Consider the following 24717-nt stretch of genomic DNA (forward strand, 5'->3'; position numbering starts at 1 on the left):
ATGTTCTCGAGAATCGCCATCGTCAACCGCGGTGAGGCCGCTATGCGCCTCATCCACGCCGTGCGTGACCTCAACGCCGAATCGCCGGATGGCCACCAGATCCAGGTGATCGCCCTGCACGTCGACGGCGAGAAGGCCGCGATGTTCGTGCGCGAGAGCGATATCGCCTACAACCTCGGCCCCGCGAGCGAGCGGCCCTATCTGAACTACGACCTGCTCGAAAAGGCGCTGCAAGAAACCGGCGCCGATGCCGCCTGGGTCGGCTGGGGCTTCGTCGCCGAGGATCCCAAGTTCGCGGAGCTCTGCGCCCGGATCGGCGTCACCTTCATCGGGCCGAGCCCGGAGGCCATGCGCAAACTCGGCGACAAGATCGGCAGCAAGCTGATCGCCGAGGAGGTCGGCGTGCCCGTCGCGCCGTGGAGCCGCGGCGGCGTCGACACCCTCGAGGAAGCGCAAGCCAGCGCAGCCGAGATCGGCTATCCCCTCATGCTCAAGGCCACCGCGGGGGGCGGCGGCCGCGGCATCCGCAAGGTGACCTCCGATGAGGAGTTGGCCGCGGCGTACCAACTGACCCGCGACGAGGCGCAGCGCGCCTTTGGCTCCGGCGTGGTCTTCCTGGAGAAGCTCGTCACTGGCGCTCGGCATGTCGAGGTGCAGGTCATCGCCGACGGGCAGGGCAGCGCCTGGGCGATCGGCGTGCGCGACTGCTCGGTCCAGCGGCGCAACCAGAAGGTCATCGAGGAGTCTGCTTCCGTCGTCATGACGCCGGAGCAGGCGACTGTCTTGAAGGAGAGCGCCGAGCGGCTCGCCATCGCCGTGGGGTATGCCGGAGCGGGCACCGTCGAGTTCCTCTTCCAGCCCGATGACGGCACCTTCGCCTTCCTCGAGGTCAACACCCGGCTACAGGTCGAACACCCCATCACCGAAGTCACGACCGACACCGATCTGGTCAAGCTGCAGATCAAGATCGCCGGCGGCGAGCGTCTGACCGGGGACAAGACGGCCGAGAAGGGCCATGCCGTCGAGGCGCGCCTGAACGCCGAGGACCCCGACCGGGACTTCGCCCCCGCGCCGGGTCGCATCGCCCTGCTCGACTTCCCCAATGGTCCCGGCATCCGCGTGGACACTGGTGTGGGAGAAGGGGATTCGATCCCTGCCGACTTCGACTCGATGATTGCCAAGATCATCGCCTATGGCCGTGACCGCGACGAGGCGCTGGCCCGGCTGCGCCGCGCCATGCGCGAAACGACCGTCGTCATCGACGGTGGCGCGACCAACAAGAGTTTTGTTCTCGATCTGCTGGACCAGCCCGCCGTCATCGATGGCAGCGCCGACACCGGCTGGATCGACCGAACCCGCGGCGAGGGTGGCCTGATCAGCGAAGCCCATTCCGCGATTGCGTTGATCGCCGCCGGCATCGAGGCGTATGAGGACGAGGAGGCCATCGAGCGCGCCCGCCTCCTGGAGACCGCGCGTGGCGGCCGGCCGCAGGTGCAGCACGCCGTCGGCACACCCGTCGAACTCAAGCTGCGCGGCGCCTCCTACAAGGTCACCACCTATCGCCTCAGCCCGACCCGCTTCCGCAGCGTCATCGACGCGGGGGGCGAACTGCATACGGCCGAGGTGGGCCTAAATCGGTTGGGGGAGTATGTCGCTCGCCTCGCCATCGGCGAGCGCACCTACCGTCTCATCACGGCGACGCACGGCCCGGTGCACATGATCGAGGTCGACGGCGTCGCCCACCGGGTCAGCCGCGACGAGGGTGGGGTCATTCGTTCGCAGGCTCCGGCATTGGTCGTCGCAACGCCGGTCTCGGTGGGCGATGAGGTCGCCGCCGGCGCGCCGGTGCTGGTGCTGGAATCGATGAAGATGGAGACGGTCGTGCCCTCTCCGTTCGCGGGGCGGGTCAAGGAACTCCTCGTCAAGGCCGGCACGCAAGTCGAGACCGGCGCGCCGCTGGCGCGTTTGGAACCGGTCAGCGATAACGACGCGGAGGAGGCCGCTCCCAGCGCCACCGCGGTTCTCGACCTGCCCCGGGCTGCAGCGACCGATCACCGAGCCGCGGCGGCCGCGGGTCGCGAGCTGCTCGACGGCATGCTCAAGGGCTATGACGTCGAGGGGCCCGCGGCAGATAGCGCCCTGCGCGACTACCTCGCGGCGCGTGAACAGCTGGTTTCCGAAGGAGATTCGCAGATCGGGCAGGAGCTCGAACTGCTCGCCACCTTCGCCGACTTCGCCGAGTTGAGCCGCAACCGGCCGGCCGACGAAGACGTGCATGACGACACCCGGGTGCACTCGCCACGCGAGCACTTCCAGACCTTCCTTCGCAGCCTCGACCCGGAGCGCGGCGGCCTCCCGCAGCAATTCCGCGACCGACTGCAGCGAGTGCTGCGGCACTATGGCGTCGACGGCTTGGATCGCACACCGGAGTTGGAGCGTGCGATCTTCCGTGTCTTCCTCGCCGGCCAGCGCTCCGCGCCGGAGACCCGGATGGCGACGGCACTGCTGCAGAAGTGGATCACCGAGCCGGTCCCCTCCGCCGAACTCGCCGAGCCAGTCCGCGCTGTCCTGGACCGGCTGGTCCTGGCGACCCAGCTTCGCTTCCCCATCGTCGGCGACCTCGCGCGCAGCGTGCGGTTCCGGTGGTTCGACCAGCCGGCCGTCAACGCCGAGCGATCCGCAGTGCTCGCCGAGGTTGGACCCGAAATTCACGCCCTCGACAATGTGCCGGAGGGTCCCGAACGCACGGCGCGCTTGGAGGCCCTGGCCGACATCCCTGAGCGCATCGTCTCCTTCCTCGGCGCGCGACTCATCGACGGTGTCCCCACATCCGAGCCGATGCTGTCGGTGCTCGTGCGTCGCCACTATCGCGAGTACGAACTCACGGGACTGCGCGAGTATCACGTCGAATCAAGGCCTTTCGCGAGCGCGGACTATGCCCTCGACGGCCGTCCGACCCACCTGATCTCCACCCTTGGACAGTTGTCGGAGCTGGTGCCGGATGGCGCTCTGACCCGCGCGCTGACGGCAGAGGTCGAGGCGGTCGATGGTGACCGCGAACGCGTCGTCGATATCTACGTCCTCGCGCCCGACCTGCCGAGCGACCCCGACGCGGCCTCTGCGGCGGTCGCCGCGCAGCTCGCGCAATTGCCCTTCGTGCACCGCCTGCGTCGGATCGCCGTCGGTCTCGTGCGCGACGCAGCGACCGAAGTCGGCTATGTCACGCTCCGCCCGCAGGAGGATGGCACGCTGATTGAGGACCTCCCCGTCCGCGATGTGCACCCGATGGTCGGGCGTCGCCTGAACCTCTGGCGCCTGCGCGATTTCACCCTCACGCGGCTCGAAGCGCCCCAGGATGTCGTTCTGCTGCACTGCGTCGGCCGGGAGAATCCCGACGACCAACGCCTCGTCGCCATGGCCCAGGTGCGCCAGTCGGCCGTGGCCCGCGACGAGTCGGGACGGGTCACCGGACTGCCCCATGTTGAACGTGCCCTGGCGCAATGCCTGGAAGCCATCCGGCGTGCCCGCGCGACGATGTCGACCCGCTCGAACCGTCTCGACATGAACCACGTCTGGGTCCACATCTGGCCGCCGGTTGACGCAGACCTAGACCAACTCACCTCTCTCCAAAGCAAACTCGCGCCGATGACAGCGGGTGCCGGCATCGAAGAGGTGCGCGTCGAAGGGCGCATCGCCGCGGCCGGCGCACGCACCGTCCCGATCGTTGCGCGCTTCAGCTACCAGCCGGGCTCGGGCGTTGTCTTCTCCGTCGAGCCGCCCGCAACCGAGAGGGTCGCCCCCCTCGACGGGTATGCCGAGAAGGTCGTCCGCGCCCGCCGCCGCGGGACGATCTACCCCTACGAACTGCATACTTTCATCGCGGGCGACGGCGGGACCGTCACCGAATACGACCTCGACGACTCCGGCACCCTCGTGCCAGTCGACCGGCCCTACGGCCAGAACAAGGCCGGGATCATCGCGGCCGTCGTCTCCACCCCGACGGCCCTGCATCCTGAGGGCATCTCCCGCGTGCTGCTCTGCGGCGATCCGCTGCGCTCCCTCGGCTCCATCGCCGAAGCCGAGTGCGCCCGCATCATGGCCGGCATCGACCTAGCCGAAGAGATGGGCGTCCCGGTCGAGTGGTTCGCGCTGTCGGCAGGCGCCCGCATCGCCATGGACTCCGGCACCGAGAATATGGACTGGATTGCCAAGGCGCTGAAGCGAATTGTCGAGTTCACCCAGGATGGCGGCGAGATCAATATCGTCGTCGCGGGCATCAATGTCGGCGCCCAGCCCTATTGGAATGCCGAAGCGACGATGCTCATGCACACCAAGGGCATCCTCGTCATGACGCCGGACAGCGCCATGGTGCTGACCGGCAAGCAATCCCTCGACTTCTCCGGCGGCGTCAGCGCCGAGGACAACTTCGGCATCGGCGGCTATGACCGCGTCATGGGCCCCAACGGGCAGGCGCAATATTGGGCGCGCGACGTGGCCGGCGCCCTTGACGTGCTGCTGGCGCACTATGACGCAAGCTATATCGCTGCAGGAGAGGCCGGTCCGCGGCACGCGAAGACGCAGGACCCGGTCGACCGGGATGTCACGACATACCCCCACCAGCTCGCGGGCAGCGACTTCACGACCGTCGGGGATATCTGGTCCCCGGCCACCAATCCGGACCGCAAGAAGGCCTTCGACATCCGCACTGTCATGCGCGCGCTCGCCGATCAAGACCACGACCTTTTGGAGCGCTGGGCCGGGATGGCCGACGCCGAGACGGCGGTCGTCGCCGACACGCGCATCGGTGGCCACTCGGTCTGCCTCATCGGCATCGAGTCGAAATCCGTTCCGCGGCGGGGCTTCCCGCCCACCGACGGTCCCGACACCTACACCGCAGGCACGCTCTTCCCCCGGTCATCGAAGAAGGTTGCCCGTGCCATCAACGCCGCGTCCGGCAACCGGCCGCTGGTCGTCCTCGCCAACCTCTCCGGCTTCGACGGCTCGCCGGACTCCATGCGCAATCTGCAGCTGGAGTATGGCGCCGAGATAGGCCGGGCCATCGTCAACTTCGAGGGCCCAATCGTCTTCGTCGTCATCTCGCGCTATCACGGTGGCGCTTTCGTCGTCTTCTCCAAGGCGTTGAATCCGCGGATGACGGTGCTCGCGATCGAGGGCTCTTTTGCTTCGGTGATCGGCGGCGCCCCAGCCGCGGCGGTCGTCTTCAGCCGGGATGTCGACGCGCGCACCAGCGCCGACCCGCGCGTGGCGGATCTCGAGGCCAAGCTCGCCTCGGCAAGCGACGCCGAGCGCAGCGTGATCGCCAACGAGTTGGCCGATGTCCGCTCCACGGTGCGTGCCGAAATGGTCGGCACCGTTGCGGCTGAGTTCGACGGCGTCCACAACATCCACCGTGCGGTGGACGTCGGCTCGGTCGATGAAGTCATCGCGCCAGAGTCCTTGCGCCCCCGGATCATCACCGCGCTCGACGCTGGCTAGGCAATTCCACGCAACCCCCCAACCATCCGCCTGGTGACGGCGTCAGGAGGGACGGGAGGCACAGCCACCCCTCGGGCGCGGCGACCACCGTGGCCGAGCCGCACGCAGGAGGGGTTTGTTGTCGTGTCTGATCGTCGTCACTCCATCGTGGCCATGCTCGTCGCCGTGCCCATGCTCGCCACGGCTGCTCCAGCCCTCGCCGGGGCCACAACCCGGGCCACCACCGCTCCGCCTCCCGGCGCCAGTCTCGGCGCACCGGCCGCTCCGGACCAGGTGAGCGGTGTGGCTATCCCGGTGGCGGGGTCCACGGCGGGGCGGCGCGATCCTCTTTGCCGCCGATCAAGGGCAACGCGTGGTCTGGCTCAGTGGAGCGCAGGGCAGCATTGACCTCGTCGTCAGGGACACCCCGGCCGGCCCCTGCACTAGCTGATGCGCTAGGTGCGACCTGGGACCTCGCGGTCCGAGGCGATCAGGCCGTAGATCCACGAGTCGGAGACGTCGCCGTCGACGATGCAGTTCTCGCGCAGGGTGCCCTCGCGGGTGAAACCGAGCTTCTCCAAGACCCGCGCGGATGGCGGATTCCGGGTGTCAACCTCGGTCTGCAGACGGTTGAGGTCGAGGTTCTGGTAGGCCCAGTCCACGACGGCCGCCATCGCCTCGGTGGCATACCCGTGCCCCCACGCGTGGCGAGACAGGACATAGGTGACGGTCGCGAGGCGGAAGTCCTCGTCATACCCACCGACGGCGCACCAGCCGAGGAAGGCCTCGTCGTCGGCGCGCTCGATCGTCAGGCGCACACCCGACCCGTCGTCGGCCATCGACGCACTGCGCTGGGCGAAGCGCTCGGCCTGGCCGAGCTCTTGCCACGGAGGCGAATCCCAGAACCGCATCACCTCCACGTCGCTCATCAGCGCCAGGAGGGGCTCGGCATCGCGCGCCTCCACCGGCCGCAAGTGCAGCCGGTGGGTATGCAGTGTGGGGGTGGCCAAGGGCATGGCGCCATCCTGCCCCAGCCACCCGGCATACCTCGGTGCGGCAACCCTTGTCAGACCCCGCCCCGGTGGGCAAGGATCGGGGGACGCACTCGGCGGGACGAAGGAGTTTTCCGAATGACGCGCATCACGGTGACCGTGGACGGCGACAGGTATACCGACGACATCGAGCCACGGATGCTGCTGGTGCAGTATCTGCGCGAGAGTCTCGGCAAGGTCGGGACGGTGATCGGCTGCGACACCAGCAACTGCGGCGCGTGCACGGTCCACCTCGACGGCCGCAGCGTCAAATCGTGCAATGTCCTTGCGGTGCAAGCCGATGGCCGCGACGTGACCACCATCGAGGGCCTCGCGCAGGACGGTGAGTTGCACCCGATGCAGCGCGCCTTCCACGAAAACCACGCGCTCCAGTGCGGCTTCTGCACCCCGGGGATGATCATGCAGGGCATCGACATCCTCATCGATCATCCGGACCCGACGGAGGAGCAGATCCGGCACGGGCTCGAGGGCAATCTGTGCCGTTGCACCGGCTACCACAACATCGTCAAGGCGGTCGCGGCCGCCGCGAAGGCGCCCAATGCGGCAGCCCTTTCCAGCAGTGCGGCAGGTGCCTGAGATGACCACTGTCGACGACCGCCCCAGTGCCGAGATCGGCAATCGCCGTCTGCGCAAGGAGGACCAGCGCCTCATCACCGGCCGCACCAAGTGGACCGACAACATCACGTTGCCCGGCATGGTGCACCTCGCCATGGTGCGCAGCCCCTTTGCCCACGCGCGGATCACCAGCATCGACACCAGCGCCGCCAAAGAGGCCGCGAATGTCATCGCGGTCTACACCGCCGCGGACTTCCCGGACGGTATGGGGGCGTGCGCGAACGCTTGGCCGATCACGCCCGAGCAGGTCACCCCAGACCACCTGCCGATGGTCGGGGAGCGGGTCGCCTGCGCCGGCGAGATCGTCGCCGTCGTCGTGGCCCGCACCGCCGCGCAAGCGCGCGATGCGGCCGAGTTGGTTGATGTCGACTATGACGTGCTGCCCGCCGTCCTCGACGGCCTGGAGGCGATGAAGGACGAGGTGCTCGCGCATCCTGACAAGGGCACCAACAAGAGCGCCTTCTGGAAGCTCGACTCGGCCGAGGCCGGCACGGGCGGCGATGTCGAGGAGGCAATCGCGGCCGCGCGCGAGGACGGCATCGTCATCGAGCGCGAGTACCGCCAGCAGCGGCTCATCCCGGCTTTTATGGAGCCGCGCTCCACCGTCGTCGACCCCACCGGCGAGCAGGTGACGATGTGGACGGCGACACAGATCCCGCACATCCTGCGCTTCCTCATCGCGGCGACCACGGGTATGCCGGAGAGCAAGATCCGGGTCATCGCCCCCGATGTGGGTGGCGGCTTCGGCGGCAAGTTGCAAACGACGCCCGAGGAGTTCATCACCCTCGCGGTGGCGCGGCGCCTGGGCAAGCCCGCGAAATACACCGAAACCCGTTCTGAGTCACTGGTTTCCGCGCACCACGGCCGTGACCAGTACCAAAAGCTCACGCTATCCGCTACGAAGGATGGCACCGTGACCGGGTTGAAAGTGGAACTGATCGCCAACCTCGGCGCCTATGTCGCGATCGTCGGTGGTGGCGTCCCGGTGCTCGGCGCGTGGATGTTCAACGCGATCTACAAGTTCCCGGCCTACCAATTCAATTGCCAGACCGTCCTGACGAACACCGCCTGGGTGGATGCCTATCGCGGCGCCGGCCGCCCCGAGGCGACCTTCGGCATTGAGCGGATCATGGACGAGCTCGCGGCCGAGGTCGGCGTCGACCCGCTGGCGATCCGGGAGAAGAACTGGATCAAGCACGAGGAGTTCCCCTTCACCTCCGTCGCGGGCATGACCTACGACTCGGGCAACTACGAAGCCGCCACCGCGCGCGCCAAGGAGTTGTTCGGATATGACGAGCTGCGGGCCGAGCAGGCCGCCCGCCGCGAATCCGGTGACCCCGTCCAACTCGGCATCGGGGTCTCGACCTTCACCGAGATGTGCGGTCTGGCGCCCTCGCGGGTGCTGGGGTCGCTGTCCTATGGCGCCGGTGGCTGGGAGAGCGCGTCGATCCGGATGCTGCCGACCGGCAAGGTCGAGGTCATCACCGGCACCAGCCCGCACGGCCAGGGCCACGAGACGGCGTGGAGCCAGATCGTCGCCGACCGGCTTGGCGTGCCCTTCGAGGATGTCGAGGTGCTGCACGGCGACACCCAGGTCGCCTACAAGGGTCTGGACACCTATGGCTCACGCAGCCTTGTCGTCGGTGGTGAGGCCGTCGTCCGTGCCGCGGACAAGGTGATCGAGAAGGCCAAGGCTTTCGCCGCGCATCTGCTCGAAGCCAATGCCGACGACCTGGAGTTCAGCGGCGGCCGGTTCGGGGTCAAGGGCACCGATCAAGGCATCGGCATCACCGATATCGCGCTCGCGACCTTCGCCTCGCACAACTACCCCGAGGGCCTGGAGCCGGGCATCGACGCGGACGCGACCTTTGACCCGGACGACTTCTCCTTCCCGCACGGCACGCACCTGTGCGCGATGGAGGTCGACACGGAGACCGGCCAGACGCGGATGCGCAAGTACGTCTGCGTCGACGACATCGGCAATGTCATCAACCCGCTCATCGTTGAGGGTCAGGTGCATGGCGGCCTGGTGCAGGGCATCGCGCAGGCGCTCTGGGAGGAGGCGGTGTATGACGAGAACGGCACCCTGGTGACCGGTTCCTTCGTCGACTACACCCTCCCGACCGCAGCCGACACGATCTCCTTCGTCACCGAGAACACCACCTCGCCGTCGACGACAAACACCCTTGGCACCAAGGGCGTCGGCGAGGCTGGCACGATCGCCTCGACGCCGGCCGTCGTCAACTCCATTGTCGATGCGCTGCGACCGCTGGGCATCCACGACATCGTCATGCCGTGCACGCCGGAGCGGGTGTGGAAGGCGATCCAGTCGGCGGGTTCGCACGATGGTGAAACCACCACTGAGGCCCAGCCGCACTTCGACGAGGCCGCACCGAATAACGCCGATCCCGGCTCCACGGGAGAAGGGAACGCCCAGTGATCCCCGCAGCGTTCGACTATGCAGCCCCCGAGACGGTTGCGGATGCCCTTGCGGCACTAGCCGATTCGGATGACGCCAAGGTGCTGGCCGGCGGGCAGTCGCTGTTGCCGATCCTGCGGATGCGCCTGAACGCCCCGGAGAAGATCGTCGACCTCGGCAAGATTGCCGAGCTGCGCGGGATCCGCGAGGACGGCGACGCAATCGTCATTGGCGCGATGACGGCCTATGCCGACATCCTCACCGACCCGCTCGTGGCCGAGCACGCAGCCCTGCTCAAGGTGGCCATCGAAACCGTCGCCGACCCGCAGATCCGCCACCGCGGCACGATCGGCGGCGCGCTCGTGCACGCCGACCCGGCCGGTGACGTCGGTGCCCCGGTGCTCGCCCTCGATGCCGAACTGGTCATCGCCGGACCGGGCGGTGAGCGCACGGTCGCGGCAGCGGACTTCTTCGAGGACCTGTTCACCACCGCTGTCGGCGAGGACGAATTGCTCACGGCGATCCGCATACCCAAGCACACCGGGTGGGGCGCGGCCTATGAGAAGTTCGTCCGGGTCGCGCACCAGTGGTCCATCGTCGCGGTTGCCGCGACGGTGCGGATGGACGGCGACGCCATCGCCGAGGCACGTGTCGGGCTGACAAATATGGGCTCGACGCCGCTCCGCGCGACGGCAACCGAGGCGGCGCTCGCCGGCAAGCAGGCGAGTGCCGAGGCCATCGCCGAGGCGTGTGCAAAGGCCGCCGACGGCACCAACCCGCCGAGCGACCTCAACGGAGACGGCGACTATCGCAAACATTTGGCGACCGTCTTCACGCGCCGGGCGGTGCTCGCGGCGGCAGACTGATCCAATGGAACTCACCCACGATTTCGTCGTCCCCGCCTCGCTCGACGCGGCCTGGGCGACCTTCATGGACCTGGAGCAGGTCGGTTCGTGCTTCCCCGGCGCCACGGTCGAGTCGGTCACCGACGAGGGCTTCACCGGCACCGTCAAGGTCAAGCTCGGGCCGATCGCCCTGGTCTACACGGGCGCGGGCAAGTTCATCGAGCGTGACGACGCCGCCCATCGCGCGGTCATCGAGGCCAAGGGCAAGGACAAGCGCGGCAACGGCACTGCCGGTGCCACCGTCACCGTCCACCTGACCCCGGCCGATGGCGGCGAGCACACCCGCGTCGACGTCACCACGGACCTGGCGATCACCGGCAAGCCCGCCCAGTTCGGTCGCGGGGTGATGCAGGACGTCTCGGACAAGCTGCTGCAGCAGTTCGTCACCTGCATCGAAGGCCGCTTTGCGCAGGTGCCGGCCGAGGAAACGCCCACTCCTGCAGCGGTCTTCGGCGGCACCAGCCCCGACGACGTCGCCATCGCCGGCGCAGCGGATGGCGCCAGCCCGGGGGAGGGCAGCGACGCTCCGGAGGTCACCGAGCAGCTGAGCGCTCCCATCGGCCAGCCACCCCGGATGCCGACCCGCGCGTCCGGGGCGCCCGCCCAGGACGACGCCATCGACCTCGGTGCCACGGTCCTCCCGGTCGTCGCCCGCGCGTACGCCCCACATCTGGCGGCCGGGCTCGTTGGTCTCTATCTCGGCTGGAAGCTAGGTCGCAAGCTCCCCGGCTGATCCCAGCAGGACGTCGGGTGTGGTGTTATCGATGTCCTGACCGCGATAACACCACACTCACCCGGTCGCGCTCCGGCCATCCAAATACGTCAGCACGGCCACCACGTGCCGGTTCTGATCCTCGTTGGGCGGCAATCCCAGCTTGCTGAAGATGTTGCCGATGTGCTTATCGACGGCCGCTTCGGTGACGAAGAGCTGCGCCGCGATGGCGGCATTGGAATGTCCCTCCGTGACAAGGGAAAGCACTTCCCGGTCGCGCGGGGCCAGGCGACTGGTCGGATCCTCGCGGCGCAGCAACTGCCGGACCACCTGCGGGTCGATGACCGTCGCGCCCGCTGCCACCTGGCGCACCGTCTCGACGAACTGCGCGACGTCGGCGATGCGGTCCTTGAGCAGGATGGCCAGCCCGGGATGACGAGCGCGATCGCGGTGGGTGCGCGCGCGGAACACCACGACCTCATCGACGCCCAGCTCGTCGTGACCTCTCCGGGGGATCGCACCGCGCAACTGCAACAGGTCGAGGGCGTCGCGCTAGCGTCGCCCAGCACGACCCTGCCTGGACAGCTGGTCGCGTGGCAAGGCACGAAGGGGTCACCGAATGCCTTGCGGCAGAAGTGGACCGGACAGGTGACGGCCATCAACCCGCACGCGTATGCCGCAACCCACCGCTGGTCGCGCAACCGCGCCGCTCTTAGTGAACTGAAAGCCGGCTTCATCTATGTCAGCGCCGCCGACGAGGACCAGGGACGGCTCCACGACCTGCGGTTGATCCTCGACGGACGCTCCGTCGAACTGACGCGAGCCGGCGTCATACCCGTGCTCCTCGCCCCGAGCGAAACCTTCCTCGTCTCGCGCGCTACCGTGCCCGACAAGGCGCTGCGGGACGCGCCGAGCGAGACGTTGATTCAACTCGCCCCCGGTGTGCCTCGGCAGCGGCCGTGCAGTCCCGCATCCAGGCGGCGGGGCTGGGTGAGGTGAGTTCGGTGGGGGCCTGGATCGATGCCCAGAACAGCGCGATGCGCTCGGGCAACGACCAGTTTATGCTGGCGCTGACCGGCCTCGGCGGGCTCTATGCCCTCATCAGCGCCATTGCCGCCGCCCCCATGGGTATCTCGCAGCGTGCGCGTGAACTTGCCCTGGCCCGGCTCGGGGGGCTGACGCGGGCACAGGCCACGCGGATCGGAATTGCGGAATCCGTTGTGGCAGCGGCAATCGGCATCGGCTTGGGCACGATGGTGGCCGCAGTGCAGATGCTGTCGGCCATCCGCGCGCTCGGGCTATCGAGCGCGCAAACGATAGGCGCGGTGCCGTGGGCGCTATGGGGTGGCATCGTCCTCCTCGCACTGGCGTGCCTCGCGCCGGGGCGGCGGCGCTGGCCGGTCGAGTCGCGACCCGGCCCCGGCCGATCACCCTGGCCGCCGCCCGGGAGTGAGGGGTCTCAGCCGGACCCGCCGATGTCGACCTCGTACGCCTCGTAGATCAGGTCCGAGCCGCGTTGGCGGTGGCGGGTTAGGCGCGTGAGCATGGCGCCGACGGCTTGCCGGTGGGCGTCGGCGTCGTCACCGGCTTGCCCCGAATCCCGCTCTGCCAGAAGCCGATCGACCTCGACGAGGAAGAACTGGTGGTCGGCGAGCTGGGCATCGACGGTCAGGGCGAGCCGGGGGGCGCGGGTGCGCAGGTCGTCATACAACCCCCCGGCGGACTCGGTGATCGCGACGTGATCGCGCAGGTCGTGTGCCAACTCCGTCAACGCGGCGCGCGAGCGGCGGCGCCATACGTCGCCCAACCCCACCGGCAGCGCCAGCGCATCTTCGAGGGCGCGGATCGACTCGGTGAGTTCGCCCCGGGCTGCACGTACGCGCTCAAGGTGGTCGGCGAGTTCCTGCTCCATGGATCCTCCTCGAAGTCCCGCGCGCGGTCTGTCAAGGATCGCGCATCCGTCGGTCTCTTGGCGAGGGGCTGCCGCCTTTTCCCGCTATTGTTGATTGTTCAAGCGTCCCGGAGTTGGGGCGCCGTTCAACCCCTTGAGGAGCACCCCCATGCACGTCGGCATCATCCTTGGATCCATCCGCGAAGGCCGCACCGGCGAAGTTGTCGCAAACTGGGTTCTTGAGCAAGCCGAGGCCCGCGGGGATGCCGACTACGAGCTCATCGATCTCAAGACCTTCGATGTGCCCCTGCTGACCAGCGCCACCGTCCCCGGCGCGGCCAACAAGCAGTACGACGACGAGCGCGTCACCGCCTGGAGCCACAAGATCGGCTCCTGCGACGCCTTCATCTTCGTCACCGCCGAGTACAACCACTCCGTGCCCGGCGCCTTCAAGAACGCCTTCGACTCCCTCGGCAACGAGTGGGCCGACAAGCCGGTCGGCTTCGTCTCCTATGGCGCCGAGGCCGGGGTGCGCGCCGTCGAGCACTGGCGCCAGATCGTCGCGAACTTCCGCATGGTCGGGGTCCGCCAGCAGGTCTCCTTCCACCTCTTCCTCGAGTTCGGCCCCGAGGGGTTCCAGCCCGCCGAGCGCCGGCCCGAGGAACTGAAGACCCTCCTCGACCAACTGACCAACCGCGCCGGACAACTCGCGAGCTGATCTCCACGGTGTAGTCCACGCGGTCGGCCATGCGGCCGCGTAGCTATGCTCGGGCCAGGGTCGACGAAGGGAGCGGTGTTGGGGCCAAGGCGCCGGCCGTGCGCGCGGTCGCCCGCTCCGGCCTGATGACTTCGCTCGTCACCGACGTCACCTGTGCCCGCGCTCTGCTCGCCCACGACGCCCGAGTGCGCAGGCATCGGGGGTGGGTTCGGTCAACCCTGGCCGGACAGCAGATCGCGGCGGCGACGACGCACCGCCCGCACGGTGTCCCGGCGTCGGCGCTCATCCCACGGGACGGCACCCTCGGTGAGGTCTGCGGTGACGGATTCCGTTGCGGCGAGCACTTCCTCGATAACCACGGCGGCCTGCAGGCCGATCTCTGTCCCGAATGCATGAAAAGCCTTGCGGCTGAAGTTGTCTCGGCGGCCATAAAGTTAAGGGACAGAGCGAAGGTGTGGTCGCCATACGCCAGGGAACTTGGGACGTAGTAGACCGGGGCGATCTCGCGATTCACCGAGCCCAGTGTCGAGATGTTCTTGGCGTGCAGATCGCCGTTGCCGGTCACCCACGCCAAGACGGCTTGGCGCAGGCCGGCGACGAGCGCAAGGGGGCGGGAGCGGCATACCTGACTCAGGCCCCGCGCCAGCTCCTCCAAGGTGACGCGGTACTTGTCCGCGGGATGCAGACCCAGCACTTGTGCCCCGTCCTCAACGGCGACCCGTTCGAGAGTGCCGTCATTGAGGGCCCGACGATCGAAGCGGGGGACGAGCAGCCCGGAGCGAGCGTCGCGATCGTGCACGACCCGGGCCTGCGCGACGGGGTGCCGTAGGCGGCGGGCGACTCCCAGGAAGTACGCCTCGTTCTCCACCATCGAGGGGAAGTCGGGTACTTCGAATTTGAGCAGGTGGCCCTGTCCGCCGTAGGCCAGCGGCACGCTAAGCATGCGCCCGGACACCTTGTCCTGCACGCCGGCCAGGGCGGACGGATCGCCGATCCCCTGGGTGGCGAGCAGGTCGGCGAAACTCACGCTGATGAAGTCCAGATCGGCGACGGCGATCGTCGCGGTCGCGCCCGCGCTGGCGGGCGTCTCCGGGCAGTCAGGAAGCACTTGGACGTCGCCGACCGGGTCGCGGCCCACGGCGACCAGGAGTGAGAACTCGTCGTCCGCGCTGGTTTTCACGGCCCTGCGCAGGGCGGTCAGGCGCCGGCCCTCGGGCAGGAGGTTGGCGAAGTATGCCGGGACCGCGCCACCGACTGTGACGAGCGGCTCGTCCGTGAGGGGCAGGGTGGTGGCGACGGCGCGCCCGCCCGAGCCGAGGTATTCCTCTCGATACTGGAAGACCACCGAACCGTCCCGCCGGGACAACGTCCCGGCCAGGGACCCGCCTTTGACCACGTGGGCGAGCTGAACCTCCCTCGGATCCGGCTCCGCCAGCCTCATGGCGTCGTCCTGGGCACGACGCTCAACTCGAGGCCGAGCACGTCCAGCAGATCCATGGGTTTGTCCACCCGCACCGTCTGTTTGCCGGATTCGACCTCCCGCACGAAGCGCTCGGAGACGCCCGCCAGCGCCGCAAGTTCGCGCTGACGCAGGCGCAGTTCCTCCCGTCGCGCGCTCACGAGGGTTGCCCAGTCACTCATGGAGTCTCCTGTCGACCGGCACGATCGCGCCGATTTCAGCAGTCAAGCGGGCCCACTGTCCGATAGGCATGATCGTGCCGCCCTGATCTCCAGAAAGCGGAGCAGGCCCGAAAGCCGCATTAATCGGCACGATCGTGCCGTCGTGGGCCACTCCGGGCGCTACCGCGAGAGACAGGCGGCGGTCGGGCTCGGGAAACACGAAGGCCGCAACGCGTTCGGATTCCGCAACCCCCGAAAGCAAGAACGCCGCATACGCTGGGCCTGCCACCCGCCAACGCCGGCGGGAACCCGGGCGGCGACGAGGCGCGAGCACGACGTTCGCGGGGTGGTGACGCGCACGGCCGGGGCTGACTACGAAGTGCCCACCGTGACGTCTGGGCCCAGGGGCAGGGTGATCGTGAAGGTGGTGCCGGCGTCGGGGGAGCTGGCGCAGGTGAGGGTGCCGTCGTGGGCTTCGACGAGGGAGCGGGCGATGGAGAGGCCGAGGCCGGTGCCGCCGTGCTCGCGGGTGCGTGCCGGGTCGGCGCGATAGAACCGGTCGAAGGCCCGCTCGACCGTCTCGGGCGGCATACCCGGCCCCTCGTCGCTCACCGTCACCTCGACCCGCTCGGCGTCGGTGCGCACCCACACCTCGATCGCCGACGTGACGGGAGTGTGCGCGAGGGCATTGGTCATCAGGTTGGCCAGGACTTGGTGGAGGCGGGCGTCATCGCCGAGGACGATCGGCGGGTATGCCGCGGTGTCGGCGCGCAGCTCGATCGCCCGATCGGGTTGCAGCGCTTGGGCATCGATCACCGCGTGGGCGGCGAGGGAGAGCAGGTCGACCGGTTCGCGCTCGAGCGGTCGGGCCTGGTCAAGCCGCGCGAGCAGGAGCATGTCGTCCACGAGATCGCCCATGCGCTTGGACTCGGATTCGATGCGCGACATCACCAGTTCCTGGTCCGGCTGTATGCCGCTGCGCCACATCTCCGCGTGCCCGCGCACTGCCGCGACGGGCGTGCGCAGCTCGTGGCTGGCGTCGGAGATGAATCGCCGCAGCCGCTCCTCCGACGCCGCCCGGTCGTTGAATGCGCGCTCGATCTGGCCAAGCATTCCGTTGAGCGCCAACGACAATCGGCCCACCTCGGTGCGCGGGCGGAAGGTCGGCACGCGCTGGCTGAGGTCGCCGGCGGCGATCCGCTCGGCGGTCGCCTCGATGCGCCGCAGCGGTTGCAGACCGAGCCGCGCGATGAACCACGCCGCCGCTGCGGTCAGCAGCAGGACGAGTCCGCTCACCAGCGCCGAGAGGTATGCGAGTCGCGCCACCGTCGCATCCGCATCCGCAAGTGAGACGGCGAGCACCATCCGCTGACCGGTGACCGGGATTTCGTCGGAGCGCACCCGCCAGCGTTCTGAGCCGTCGGCAGAACGCACCGTCAGCAGCTCGCCCGAGGTCAGTTGCTGCTGGTCGACTTTCGGTGCAGCAGAACCCAAGTCAGGGCCAAGAGAGCACTCCAAGGTGCCGTCGGCGCGATAGACCTGGAGCACGAAGTCGCTGCGCAAACCGCGAGGGTCACGCGGGTTGACGCACACATCAGGGGTTCCGGTCCGCGTCGTCTGACCGGTGGGCGGGGTCTGTCCTTGCGGCGGGGTCGAGCCACCGGAGGGCAGCACGCGCGTCACTTGCGCATCGACCCGATCCAACAGATAGGAGCGCAGCAGCAAAGTGCCGGTCACATTGGCGACGGCGAGCCCGATCGAGACGAGCAGGACCATCCCGATGAGCAGCCGCGCCCGGATGGAGATGCCGCGAATCACGTCGCCGGCTTGCGCAGGATGTAGCCGACCCCGCGGATGGTGTGGATCAACGGCGGGTCGACCACGTCGATCTTGCGCCGCAGATAGCTGACATACGACTCGACGACGCCCTGACTGCCCCCGAAGTCGTATTGCCAGACATGCTCGAGGATCTGCGTCCGGGACAGGACGCGCTCGGCATTGCGCATCATGAAGCGCAGCAAGGCGAACTCGGTCGGCGAGAGGTTGACGACCTCGCCACCGCGACGGACTTCGTGCATGTCCTCGTCGAGCACGACATCGGCATATTCCAGGCGATTTGATTCTTGGGCAACCTTATTGGGGCGCGACCGCCGCAACACGACGCCGACCCGCGCGACGACCTCCTCCAGCGAGAAGGGCTTGGTGACATAGTCGTCACCACCGAGGGTGAGGCCCATGAGCCGGTCCTCGAGGGCGTCGCGGGCGGTCACGAAAACCGCCGCCATGTCCGGGTGGGTTTGGCGCAGCCGCCGCAGCAGCGTGAAGCCCTCCATGTCGGGCAGCATTACATCGAGCAGGGCCAGGTCGGCCGGCGCCTTGCGGGCCTCGGCGAGCGCTTGGGTACCTGACGCGGCGCGGGCCACGTCATACCCCACGAAGGCCAGGCTCATCGCGAGCATGTCCAAGATGGCCGGCTCGTCCTCGACGACGAGGATGCGGGTGCCAGGCAGCACCGAGGCCGGGGTGATTCCGGGCATGATCGCCACCTCGTTCGTCGTCGCTCGTTACCTGGTAGTCGGGGCCGAAGCCACCGGCGAATCCATCTTCGTCCAGCGGCGAAGAGCAGGTTCTGGCAACTGGCTGGGAAAAGTCTGGCAACGCCTGTGCGCGGCTGCCAGGGAATTGCCAGGGTCGTGACAGAAGCCGTCGAGCTTGCCTCACCAGAGTGTCGGGCGCCGGGCTCGACGAGGATATGCGTCCGGGCCCGGTCCAACGTGTAAAAAGGAGAACCTGTGACAACCCAACCACCTGTGCCGGTCCGGGAGCACACCCCATGGTTGGATACGGACGAGGCCGACCAGGGTAGCCAAGACGGAGGCCACGCCGGCACGGATCAGCTTGGCGCAGAGGAGAATTCGCAAGAGGAGGTCTCTGCCGAGGCGACGCGTGTGGCGCGCAAGCCGTCCCGCTGGCGCCGGTGGCGTCGCTGGCTCTTTGCCGCTCTGTTGCTCGTGCTGCTCGCCGTCGCGGGTTCGGTCTGGAAGCTGACCCGCCCGGAGGCGGCCACCGAGCGCTCGATCACCGCGACCGCCTCCGTCGGTGAGGTCACCCGGACCGTCAGCGCCTCCGGCACCCTGGAGCCCGCCCGCGACGAAACCCTCTCCTTCGCCGTCTCCGGCACCGTGAAGAAGGTGTATGTCGAGCTGGGCGACACCGTAAAGAAGGGCGACAAGATCGCTGCGGTCGATTCCGAACTCCTCAGGAGCCAACTCGACGCCGCCGAGGCCACGGAGACCGCGGCGCAGGACGACCTGACGAGCGCCGAAAGCGGTGGCACCGCAGCGCAATTGGCGGCCGCGCAAGCCCAGTTGGCCACATCGCAAGACGACCTCGCGGCCGCCCAGCAGGCCGTCAAGGACGCCGTCCTCGTCGCGCCATTCGGGGGTCAGGTCGTCAGCCTCGATCTTGCCGTGGGCGACGTCGTCACCGGCGGGTCCGCAGCGGGATCCGCCGGTATGGCAGCGGGAGGCACCGGATCGAGCGGGTCCGGTTCCACCACGTCCAGCGCGGGCACGGTCCAGATCGCCTCGACCAAGAGCTTCATCGTCGACACCACGGTGAACAGCTCCGACATCCAGAGCATCAAGAAGGGTCTCCAGGCCCAGATCACCGCATCCGGCGAGAGTCAGACCCTCTATGGCACCGTCTCGGAGGTCGGTCGGGTCGCGACGACGACCAGTTCCGGAGGCGCGGCCTTCCCGGTCACCGTCGAACTCACCGGCACGGCCGAGGGCGTCTATGGCGGGACCTCGGCAACCGTCGCGATCATCGTCGAGAAGCGCTCCGATGTGCTGACCGTCGCCACCCGCGCCGTGCGCAGCGGCAACGGCCAGACCTATGTCACCCTCGTCGCCGCCGACGGCACCACATCACGCCGCAATGTCACTGTGGGACAGACCTATGGGCAACAAACCGAGATCACCAAGGGCCTGACCGGGGGTGAGACTGTCGAGGTGATCTCCCTCCCCGCCGGCACCGGCGTCGGTGGCACCGGGCGCACCGGACAGCTGCCCGGTGGCGGTCAGCTGCCCACCGGCTTCCCGAGCGGCGGCTTCCCCGGTGGCGGCGGGTTCCCCGGCGGTGGCAGCGGGTTCCCGGGAGGAGCGCAAGGCGGTGGCAACGGATGACCGCGGTGACCACCGAACGACCCGCGGCCGCCACCTCCACCGGGTCGGTCCTGAACGTTTCCCGCGTCCGCAAGATCTATTCCTCCGGCGCCGAGGACGTGCACGCCCTTGGCGGCGTCTCGCTGTCCATCCAGGCCGGCGAGTATGTCGCCGTCATCGGGCCGTCGGGCTCGGGCAAGTCGACGTTGATGAACATCCTCGGCTGCCTCGACGTGCCGACCGACGGCAGCTATCACCTCGCCGGCGAGAACGTCGGCGACCTGGACGAGGAAGCACTGGCCGGCATTCGCAACCGCCGCATCGGTTTCGTCTTCCAGCAGTTCAACCTGCTGGCGTCGATGACCGCTGCCGGCAACGTCGAGTTGCCGTTGGTGTACGCCGGGGTGCCGCGTCGCGAGCGCCGCGCCCGGGCGTATGCCGCCCTCGAACAGGTGGGCCTCGCGGACCGGACCGAGCACCGGCCGAACCAGCTCTCCGGTGGACAGCAGCAGCGGGTCGCCGTGGCCCGGGCACTCGTGACCGAGCCCGCGATCCTGCTCGCCGACGAGCCCACCGGCAACCTCGATTCCGGTTCTACCGCAGACATTCTCGGACTTTTCGACACCCTGCACGCCACCGGCCGCACCATCGTGTTGATCACGCACGAGCACGATGTGGCGGCGCGGGCCGAACGGGTCGTGACGATGCGTGACGGGCGGATCACGAGTGATATCCGGGCACGCGACGTCGGGGCGGCGGAGGCACGGCATACCGCTGCAGTGGGTGAGGGGTCATGATCGCCTGGTCGGACACCTTCCGGGCGGGCACCGAGGCGGTGCGGGCGCACCGGCTGCGCTCGCTGCTGACGGCGCTCGGGATCCTCATCGGCATCGCCTCGGTGGTGCTCACCGTCGGCCTTGGACTCGGGGCGCAACGTCAGGTCCAGGACCAGATCGCCGCCCTCGGCAGCAATCTGCTCATCGTCTCGCCCGGCTCCAGCACCGACTCCAGCGGTGTGCGCGGTGGCTTCGGATCGGGCACCACGCTGACGACCGCGGACGCAAATGCGTTGGCGGACAATGAGACCGCGCCGGATGTCGCCCGCGTCGTCCCCGTGAGCACGTCCAATCAGGTCCTGCGCACGAGCGCGCAGAACTGGACCACGGAACTGTCCGGCACCAACATCGCCTGGCCGGAAGTGCGCGGCCGCAAACTCGCCAGTGGCCGCTTCTTCACCCTGGCCGAGGCCGAACAGGCCGCCCCTGTGGTCGTGCTCGCCTCCGACACGGCGAGCGAACTGTTCTCGGGCGGCAACGCGGTCGGCTCGACCGTGACCGTGGCGGGGACGCAGCTGACGGTCATCGGGGTGTTGGCGGCGACCGGTGCCACAGGCACGGACGCGTCGGAGAACGACATGGCCCTCGTGCCGCTGGCGACCGCCTTCCAGGTCAGCGGATCCTCGAGCACCGCCGTCTCCAACCTCTACATCCAGGCGAGCAGCAAGGACAGCCTGCCTGCGGCATACCAGGAAGTGCAGAACACTCTCACCAACCTGCACGGGGTGACGAGCACGAGCCGTGACTTCACCATCGCGACGCAGAGTTCGCTGATTCAGACGGCGAACGCGACCAACCGCACGATGACCGTGCTGCTTGCCGGCGTGGCCGCGATTTCGTTGCTGGTCGGGGGAATTGGCGTCATGAACATCATGCTCGTCTCCGTCACCGAGCGGATTCGCGAGATCGGCCTGCGCAAGGCGCTGGGCGGCACGCCGCGGGCGATCCGGCGCCAGTTCCTCGTCGAGGCCGGCGTGCTCGGGCTGCTCGGCGGCATCGCGGGAGTCGCCGTCGGCGTCCTCGGTGCGATCGCGCTGCCCCACCTGATCGACCAACCGGTGACGCTGTCCGGCCTAGCGATCGGCACCGCGCTGCTCGTCTCGCTCGGGCTGGGCATCGCCTTCGGTGTCTACCCGGCCAGCCGCGCCGCCAACCTCCTGCCCATTCAAGCCCTGCGCAATGACTGAAAGAATCTTCCGATGACCTGGTCCTCCCTCCCCATCCTCCGAACCGGCGTTGCCGCAACGCTTTTGGCGTTCACCCTCGCGGGCTGCGGTTCTGGCAACTCCGCCAGTACCGCCGCGACCGCGGGCGCCAGCTCCACGGCGCTGCCGAGCCTGAACCAGGGATCCGGACAGCAGGCGACCGGGCGGCCGAACGGGGCGTCCGGGAGGTCCATGACCGGCGCATCCGGAGAAGTTGTCGCGCTCGACGGGACCACTGCTCAGGTGCGCAACGAGCGCACCGGGCAAGTGGCGGTGACGTGGTCGACGAAGACGACCTTCTCCGAGACCGTCGCTGGCAAAGCCAGCGACATCAAGGTCGGTGATTGCGTCACGGCGGTCTCGACTGCCGACGGGGCGGCCGCCACCTCGGTGCGCGTGAGCAAGCCGGCCGACGACGGCACGTGCACACGGGGCGGTTTCGGCCGTGACGGCTTCCCCGGAGGCGGGATGCCCGGTGGCGGCACGGGCATGCCGAGTGACATGCCGACAGACATGCCCAGCGGGATGCCCACGGACCTGCCGAGCGGTATGCCGAGTGGTGGCCCCGGCGGGGCAGGTATGGGGTCCTTCGTGACCGGTGCGGTGACCGCTGTTGCCGCCGACTCGATCACCGTTAACGCGATGAGCTTCCCCGGGAGTCCGGGCAGCACCGCCAGCGCGTCGGCCACCGCCGCGACGTCCACCACCGAATCCACGAGTGTCGCCCTCGGATCGGACACGGCGATCACCACGACCGCCGCCGCGGACGCGAAGTCGGTCAAAGTCGGTGTCTGCGTGACCGCTCTCGGTGACACGGATTCCGTCGGCGCCGTCACCGCGACCTCGGTCGCGATTTCGCAGCCGGTCGACGGCGCATGCGGATCCGGTGGCATGGGCGGATTCGGCGGCACGAGGCCCGGCAACGGCGGGACCACGTCATGAGCTGTGCCCCACGAAGTTCTTCCCCCGCTGCGCTCCTCCAGATACTTCGCGAGGTCCGCTCATGAGCCGGATCCGGCGGATGTCGCGCAGGGTGCGACTCGCGGTCGCGACCCTCGTCACGCTGTTGGTCGTCGGTCTCGTCGCTGTTGCAGCCCGGGCCGCCACGAGTAATGACACCGGCCGCTACCGCACGGCCGTTGCCGAAATGGGCTCGGTCACCGAAACCCTCGCGACCAGCGGCACGGTCGATGCCACCCAGCGGCGGGACGTCGCCGTGGCCGTCGCGGGGACCGTCAGCAAGGTCTCGGTCGCGACCGGTGACAAGGTCAAGGACGGCCAGGTGCTCGTCACGCTCGATCACGCGTCCGCTGAGCGAGCGCTGCGCAAGGCGAAAACCATTCTGGCGCAGGCAAAGGCCGACTTGGAGAGCGCAGAGAACGCTCAGACCCAGGTTGTGACACAAGCCAACTCCGGTCTGGGGCAGAGCACTCCCAGTGGGCAGTCCGGGCAGCCCTCGGGGGGCTCAACCCAGCCCTCCGGCGGCCCGAGCCAGCCCGCTGGCGGATCCACAACCCCCTCCGGTGGCCCGACCACTCCCACGGGTGGCCCGACCACTCCGACCGGGAGCCCGACGACCCCGACCGGCAGCCCGACAGCCCCGACGAGCAGCCCGACCACTCCGACGGGCAGCCCGACGACCCCCACAAGTAGCCCCACCACGCAGGACCCGTTGCCCAATGTCACTTTGCCGTCGGTGACGGAACTGCGCGCCCTACAGAAGGCGGTGACCACCGCCCAAACGGCAACCTCGACTGCGCTCTCCGACGCCAAAGCTGCCCTGGCGCATCAGACGAAGGTCTGTGCCCAGGCGCTGAACGAGGCGGGCACCGGATCGGCGACAAATGGCGACGCGACGAGCGATTCAGCAAATGGCACCGGCGGCAATGCTGCCGGTGACACTCCGTGCCAACGAGCGTTGGAGGCCGTGCAGGCCGCCCAGCAGACCGTGGCCGACAAGCAAGCTGCGCTCCAGCAGGCGACCGGCGCCCTCACCGATGCCCTCCTCACCGCGGTACAGCAAACTAGTGAGGGCGTGGCGGCGCTGCAGGCGTGGATCGACGCCCACTCCAGCCCCGCAGGCGGCGGCGGACCCGCTCACGCAACCAACTCCAACGCCACCAACTCACGCTCGGCCACAGCATCGGCGAGCATCGGGTATGCCGTGGCACGCACGGCCTCCGGGGAAACAGCGGGCGATCTGACGCACGCGGTAAGCGCGGTCTACTTCGTGCCTACTGACTCGACCCCAACCGCGACCACCGTGGCCACCGGCGGGGCGGCCGGAGCGGCGGGCGCGTCGGCGCAGAGCATCGCCTCGGCACAGGCGGCGATCGACGAGGCGGAAGCGGGCCTCATACAGGCGGAACAAAACCTCGCGGCAACCACGGTGACGGCCAGTGCAGCCGGCACTGTGACGGCCGTCGACGTCGCGAAGGGCGACAGCGTCGGCGCTGGCGATGTGCTGGTCACCGTCGTCGGCGACGGCGGCGCGACTGTCACGCTGAGTCTGACGGGCACCCAGGTTCGCAAGGTCACGGCCGGCCAGAAGGCCAAAGTGACTCTCCCGGGGGCAGATTCGTCAGCCGTAGGCACGGTCACCTGGGTGAGCCCGATCGCGACGGACACTGGCAGCACGATGCCGTTCGCCACCGCGAGCACCTATGTCGCCTATGTGCACGTGCCCGCCGCCGAACTTGCCAAGCAGACGCTCGCGCAAGGCGCGCGGTCCGATGTCACGATCACCCTCGGCACCCGCACCAATGTGCTCACGGTGCCCATCTCTGCGTTGGTCCGTGGCGCCAACGATTCGTCCGTGCAGGTCGTCACGGCGGACGGGACTTCGACCAAAAGCGTCACGACCGGCCGGATGGGTGGCGGGCGTATCGAGGTCTTGAGCGGGCTGGCGAAGGGTGAGGCCGTCGTTCTCGCTGACCTCGACGCCACCATCGATGCTGCGGGCGAGATCTCGACTGGCGCAACCGGATTCTCCGGTGGCGGCAACTTCCCCGGGCGTGGCAACGGCTTCCCGGGTGGCAACTTCCCTAGCGGGGGCACGCGCGCCAGAGGCTAAGGCGCGTCTGCCATCTCGCTTCCTCACTTA

Annotated in this window: 20 protein-coding genes and 2 pseudogenes; 14 read left to right on the top strand and 8 right to left on the bottom strand. The window is 68.6% G+C overall.

Annotation, left to right across the window (positions count from 1 at the left end; all coding sequences use genetic code 11):
• The gene (locus ABD225_RS01995; protein ID WP_344080466.1) at nucleotides 1–5496 is read left to right on the top strand and encodes an ATP-binding protein; all 5496 of its coding nucleotides are present in this window, start codon (nucleotides 1–3) and stop codon (nucleotides 5494–5496) included.
• A gap of 434 nt (nucleotides 5497–5930) precedes the next feature.
• On the opposite strand, the gene ABD225_RS02000 is transcribed toward ABD225_RS01995, so the two are convergent.
• Nucleotides 5931–6491, bottom strand: coding sequence for a GNAT family N-acetyltransferase (locus tag ABD225_RS02000; protein WP_344080469.1), 561 nt, complete (start codon nucleotides 6489–6491; stop codon nucleotides 5931–5933).
• 114 nt (nucleotides 6492–6605) lie between these two features.
• Here ABD225_RS02000 and ABD225_RS02005 point away from each other — a divergent pair, with 114 nt between their 5' ends.
• The 4 genes from ABD225_RS02005 to ABD225_RS02020 are packed head-to-tail and all read left to right on the top strand — an operon-like array spanning nucleotide 6606 to nucleotide 11199.
• A complete protein-coding gene (locus ABD225_RS02005; protein WP_344080472.1) occupies nucleotides 6606–7103 on the top strand; it encodes a (2Fe-2S)-binding protein in 498 nt (165 codons plus the stop codon).
• Between the two features lies 1 nt (nucleotide 7104).
• The gene (locus ABD225_RS02010) at nucleotides 7105–9582 is read left to right on the top strand and encodes a xanthine dehydrogenase family protein molybdopterin-binding subunit (RefSeq protein WP_344080475.1); all 2478 of its coding nucleotides are present in this window, start codon (nucleotides 7105–7107) and stop codon (nucleotides 9580–9582) included.
• Entirely contained in the window at nucleotides 9579–10427 is an 849-nt protein-coding gene (locus ABD225_RS02015; RefSeq protein ID WP_344080477.1) for an FAD binding domain-containing protein, read from the top strand. The genes ABD225_RS02010 and ABD225_RS02015 overlap by 4 nt, the downstream gene beginning before the upstream one ends.
• A gap of 4 nt (nucleotides 10428–10431) precedes the next feature.
• Nucleotides 10432–11199 carry an SRPBCC family protein gene (locus tag ABD225_RS02020; protein WP_344080480.1) on the top strand — a complete coding sequence of 256 codons (768 nt, stop codon included), beginning with the start codon at nucleotides 10432–10434 and terminating at the stop codon, nucleotides 11197–11199.
• 57 nt (nucleotides 11200–11256) lie between these two features.
• Here the strand turns inward: ABD225_RS02020 and ABD225_RS02025 are convergent, their stop codons facing one another.
• On the bottom strand, nucleotides 11257–11649 hold the full coding sequence (locus ABD225_RS02025) for a LuxR C-terminal-related transcriptional regulator (protein WP_344080483.1): 393 nt from the start codon (nucleotides 11647–11649) through the stop codon (nucleotides 11257–11259).
• Here ABD225_RS02025 and ABD225_RS02030 point away from each other — a divergent pair.
• Together ABD225_RS02030 and ABD225_RS02035 are read left to right on the top strand one after the other, a co-directional pair.
• A complete protein-coding gene (locus ABD225_RS02030) occupies nucleotides 11611–12177 on the top strand; it encodes a hypothetical protein (RefSeq protein ID WP_344080486.1) in 567 nt (188 codons plus the stop codon). The genes ABD225_RS02025 and ABD225_RS02030 overlap by 39 nt on opposite strands.
• Nucleotides 12138–12677 (top strand): ABC transporter permease family protein, encoded by a 540-nt coding sequence (locus tag ABD225_RS02035; RefSeq protein WP_344080489.1) that lies wholly within the window; start codon nucleotides 12138–12140, stop codon nucleotides 12675–12677. The genes ABD225_RS02030 and ABD225_RS02035 overlap by 40 nt, the downstream gene beginning before the upstream one ends.
• Here ABD225_RS02035 and ABD225_RS02040 read toward each other — a convergent pair.
• Nucleotides 12638–13090, bottom strand: coding sequence for a hypothetical protein (locus ABD225_RS02040; RefSeq protein ID WP_344080492.1), 453 nt, complete (start codon nucleotides 13088–13090; stop codon nucleotides 12638–12640). The two genes, ABD225_RS02035 and ABD225_RS02040, sit on opposite strands and share 40 nt — an antisense overlap.
• A 148-nt stretch (nucleotides 13091–13238) precedes the next feature.
• Between ABD225_RS02040 and ABD225_RS02045 the strand changes: the two genes are divergently transcribed.
• Nucleotides 13239–13787 (top strand): NADPH-dependent FMN reductase, encoded by a 549-nt coding sequence (locus tag ABD225_RS02045; RefSeq protein ID WP_344080495.1) that lies wholly within the window; start codon nucleotides 13239–13241, stop codon nucleotides 13785–13787.
• A 43-nt stretch (nucleotides 13788–13830) separates the two neighbouring features.
• Here ABD225_RS02045 and ABD225_RS02050 read toward each other — a convergent pair whose 3' ends face one another.
• On the bottom strand, nucleotides 13831–14814 hold the full coding sequence (locus ABD225_RS02050; protein ID WP_425564310.1) for a type II toxin-antitoxin system HipA family toxin: 984 nt from the start codon (nucleotides 14812–14814) through the stop codon (nucleotides 13831–13833).
• Between ABD225_RS02050 and ABD225_RS18645 the strand changes: the two are divergent.
• Nucleotides 14729–15019 (top strand): annotated as a pseudogene (locus ABD225_RS18645) (hypothetical protein); the annotation flags it as partial. The gene ABD225_RS02050 and the pseudogene ABD225_RS18645 overlap by 86 nt on opposite strands.
• Here the strand turns inward: ABD225_RS18645 and ABD225_RS18650 are convergent.
• The 4 genes and pseudogenes from ABD225_RS18650 to ABD225_RS02065 all read right to left on the bottom strand — a co-directional run.
• A pseudogene (locus tag ABD225_RS18650) lies at nucleotides 14905–15228 on the bottom strand (HipA N-terminal domain-containing protein); the annotation flags it as partial. The pseudogenes ABD225_RS18645 and ABD225_RS18650 overlap by 115 nt on opposite strands.
• On the bottom strand, nucleotides 15225–15428 hold the full coding sequence (locus ABD225_RS02055) for a type II toxin-antitoxin system Y4mF family antitoxin (RefSeq protein ID WP_344080501.1): 204 nt from the start codon (nucleotides 15426–15428) through the stop codon (nucleotides 15225–15227). The pseudogene ABD225_RS18650 and the gene ABD225_RS02055, both read right to left, overlap by 4 nt.
• 351 nt (nucleotides 15429–15779) lie before the next feature.
• A complete protein-coding gene (locus tag ABD225_RS02060; RefSeq protein ID WP_344080504.1) occupies nucleotides 15780–17225 on the bottom strand; it encodes a sensor histidine kinase in 1446 nt (481 codons plus the stop codon).
• Nucleotides 17222–17944: a response regulator transcription factor gene (locus tag ABD225_RS02065; RefSeq protein ID WP_344080507.1), complete on the bottom strand. Its 723-nt coding sequence runs from the start codon at nucleotides 17942–17944 to the stop codon at nucleotides 17222–17224. Before ABD225_RS02065 ends, ABD225_RS02060 begins: the two co-directional genes overlap by 4 nt.
• Before the next feature lie 411 nt (nucleotides 17945–18355).
• On the opposite strand from ABD225_RS02065, the gene ABD225_RS02070 reads away from it, so the two are divergent.
• The 5 genes from ABD225_RS02070 to ABD225_RS02090 all read left to right on the top strand — a co-directional run bounded on the left by ABD225_RS02070 (nucleotide 18356) and on the right by ABD225_RS02090 (nucleotide 24687).
• Complete coding sequence (locus tag ABD225_RS02070) at nucleotides 18356–19594, top strand: efflux RND transporter periplasmic adaptor subunit (RefSeq protein WP_344080510.1); 1239 nt, start codon at nucleotides 18356–18358, stop codon at nucleotides 19592–19594.
• Nucleotides 19591–20370 carry an ABC transporter ATP-binding protein gene (locus tag ABD225_RS02075; protein WP_425564306.1) on the top strand — a complete coding sequence of 260 codons (780 nt, stop codon included), beginning with the start codon at nucleotides 19591–19593 and terminating at the stop codon, nucleotides 20368–20370. Before ABD225_RS02070 ends, ABD225_RS02075 begins: the two co-directional genes overlap by 4 nt.
• Complete coding sequence (locus ABD225_RS02080) at nucleotides 20367–21596, top strand: ABC transporter permease (RefSeq protein ID WP_344080515.1); 1230 nt, start codon at nucleotides 20367–20369, stop codon at nucleotides 21594–21596. The genes ABD225_RS02075 and ABD225_RS02080 overlap by 4 nt, the downstream gene beginning before the upstream one ends.
• A gap of 12 nt (nucleotides 21597–21608) precedes the next feature.
• The gene (locus tag ABD225_RS02085) at nucleotides 21609–22556 is read left to right on the top strand and encodes a hypothetical protein (protein WP_344080518.1); all 948 of its coding nucleotides are present in this window, start codon (nucleotides 21609–21611) and stop codon (nucleotides 22554–22556) included.
• A gap of 61 nt (nucleotides 22557–22617) precedes the next feature.
• Nucleotides 22618–24687, top strand: a complete 2070-nt coding sequence (locus tag ABD225_RS02090; protein ID WP_344080521.1) for a permuted SH3 domain-containing protein — start codon at nucleotides 22618–22620, stop codon at nucleotides 24685–24687.
• Nucleotides 24688–24717: the final 30 nt, after the last annotated feature.

Source organism: Nostocoides veronense (genome assembly GCF_039531185.1).
Classification (GTDB): domain Bacteria; phylum Actinomycetota; class Actinomycetes; order Actinomycetales; family Dermatophilaceae; genus Nostocoides_A; species Nostocoides_A veronense.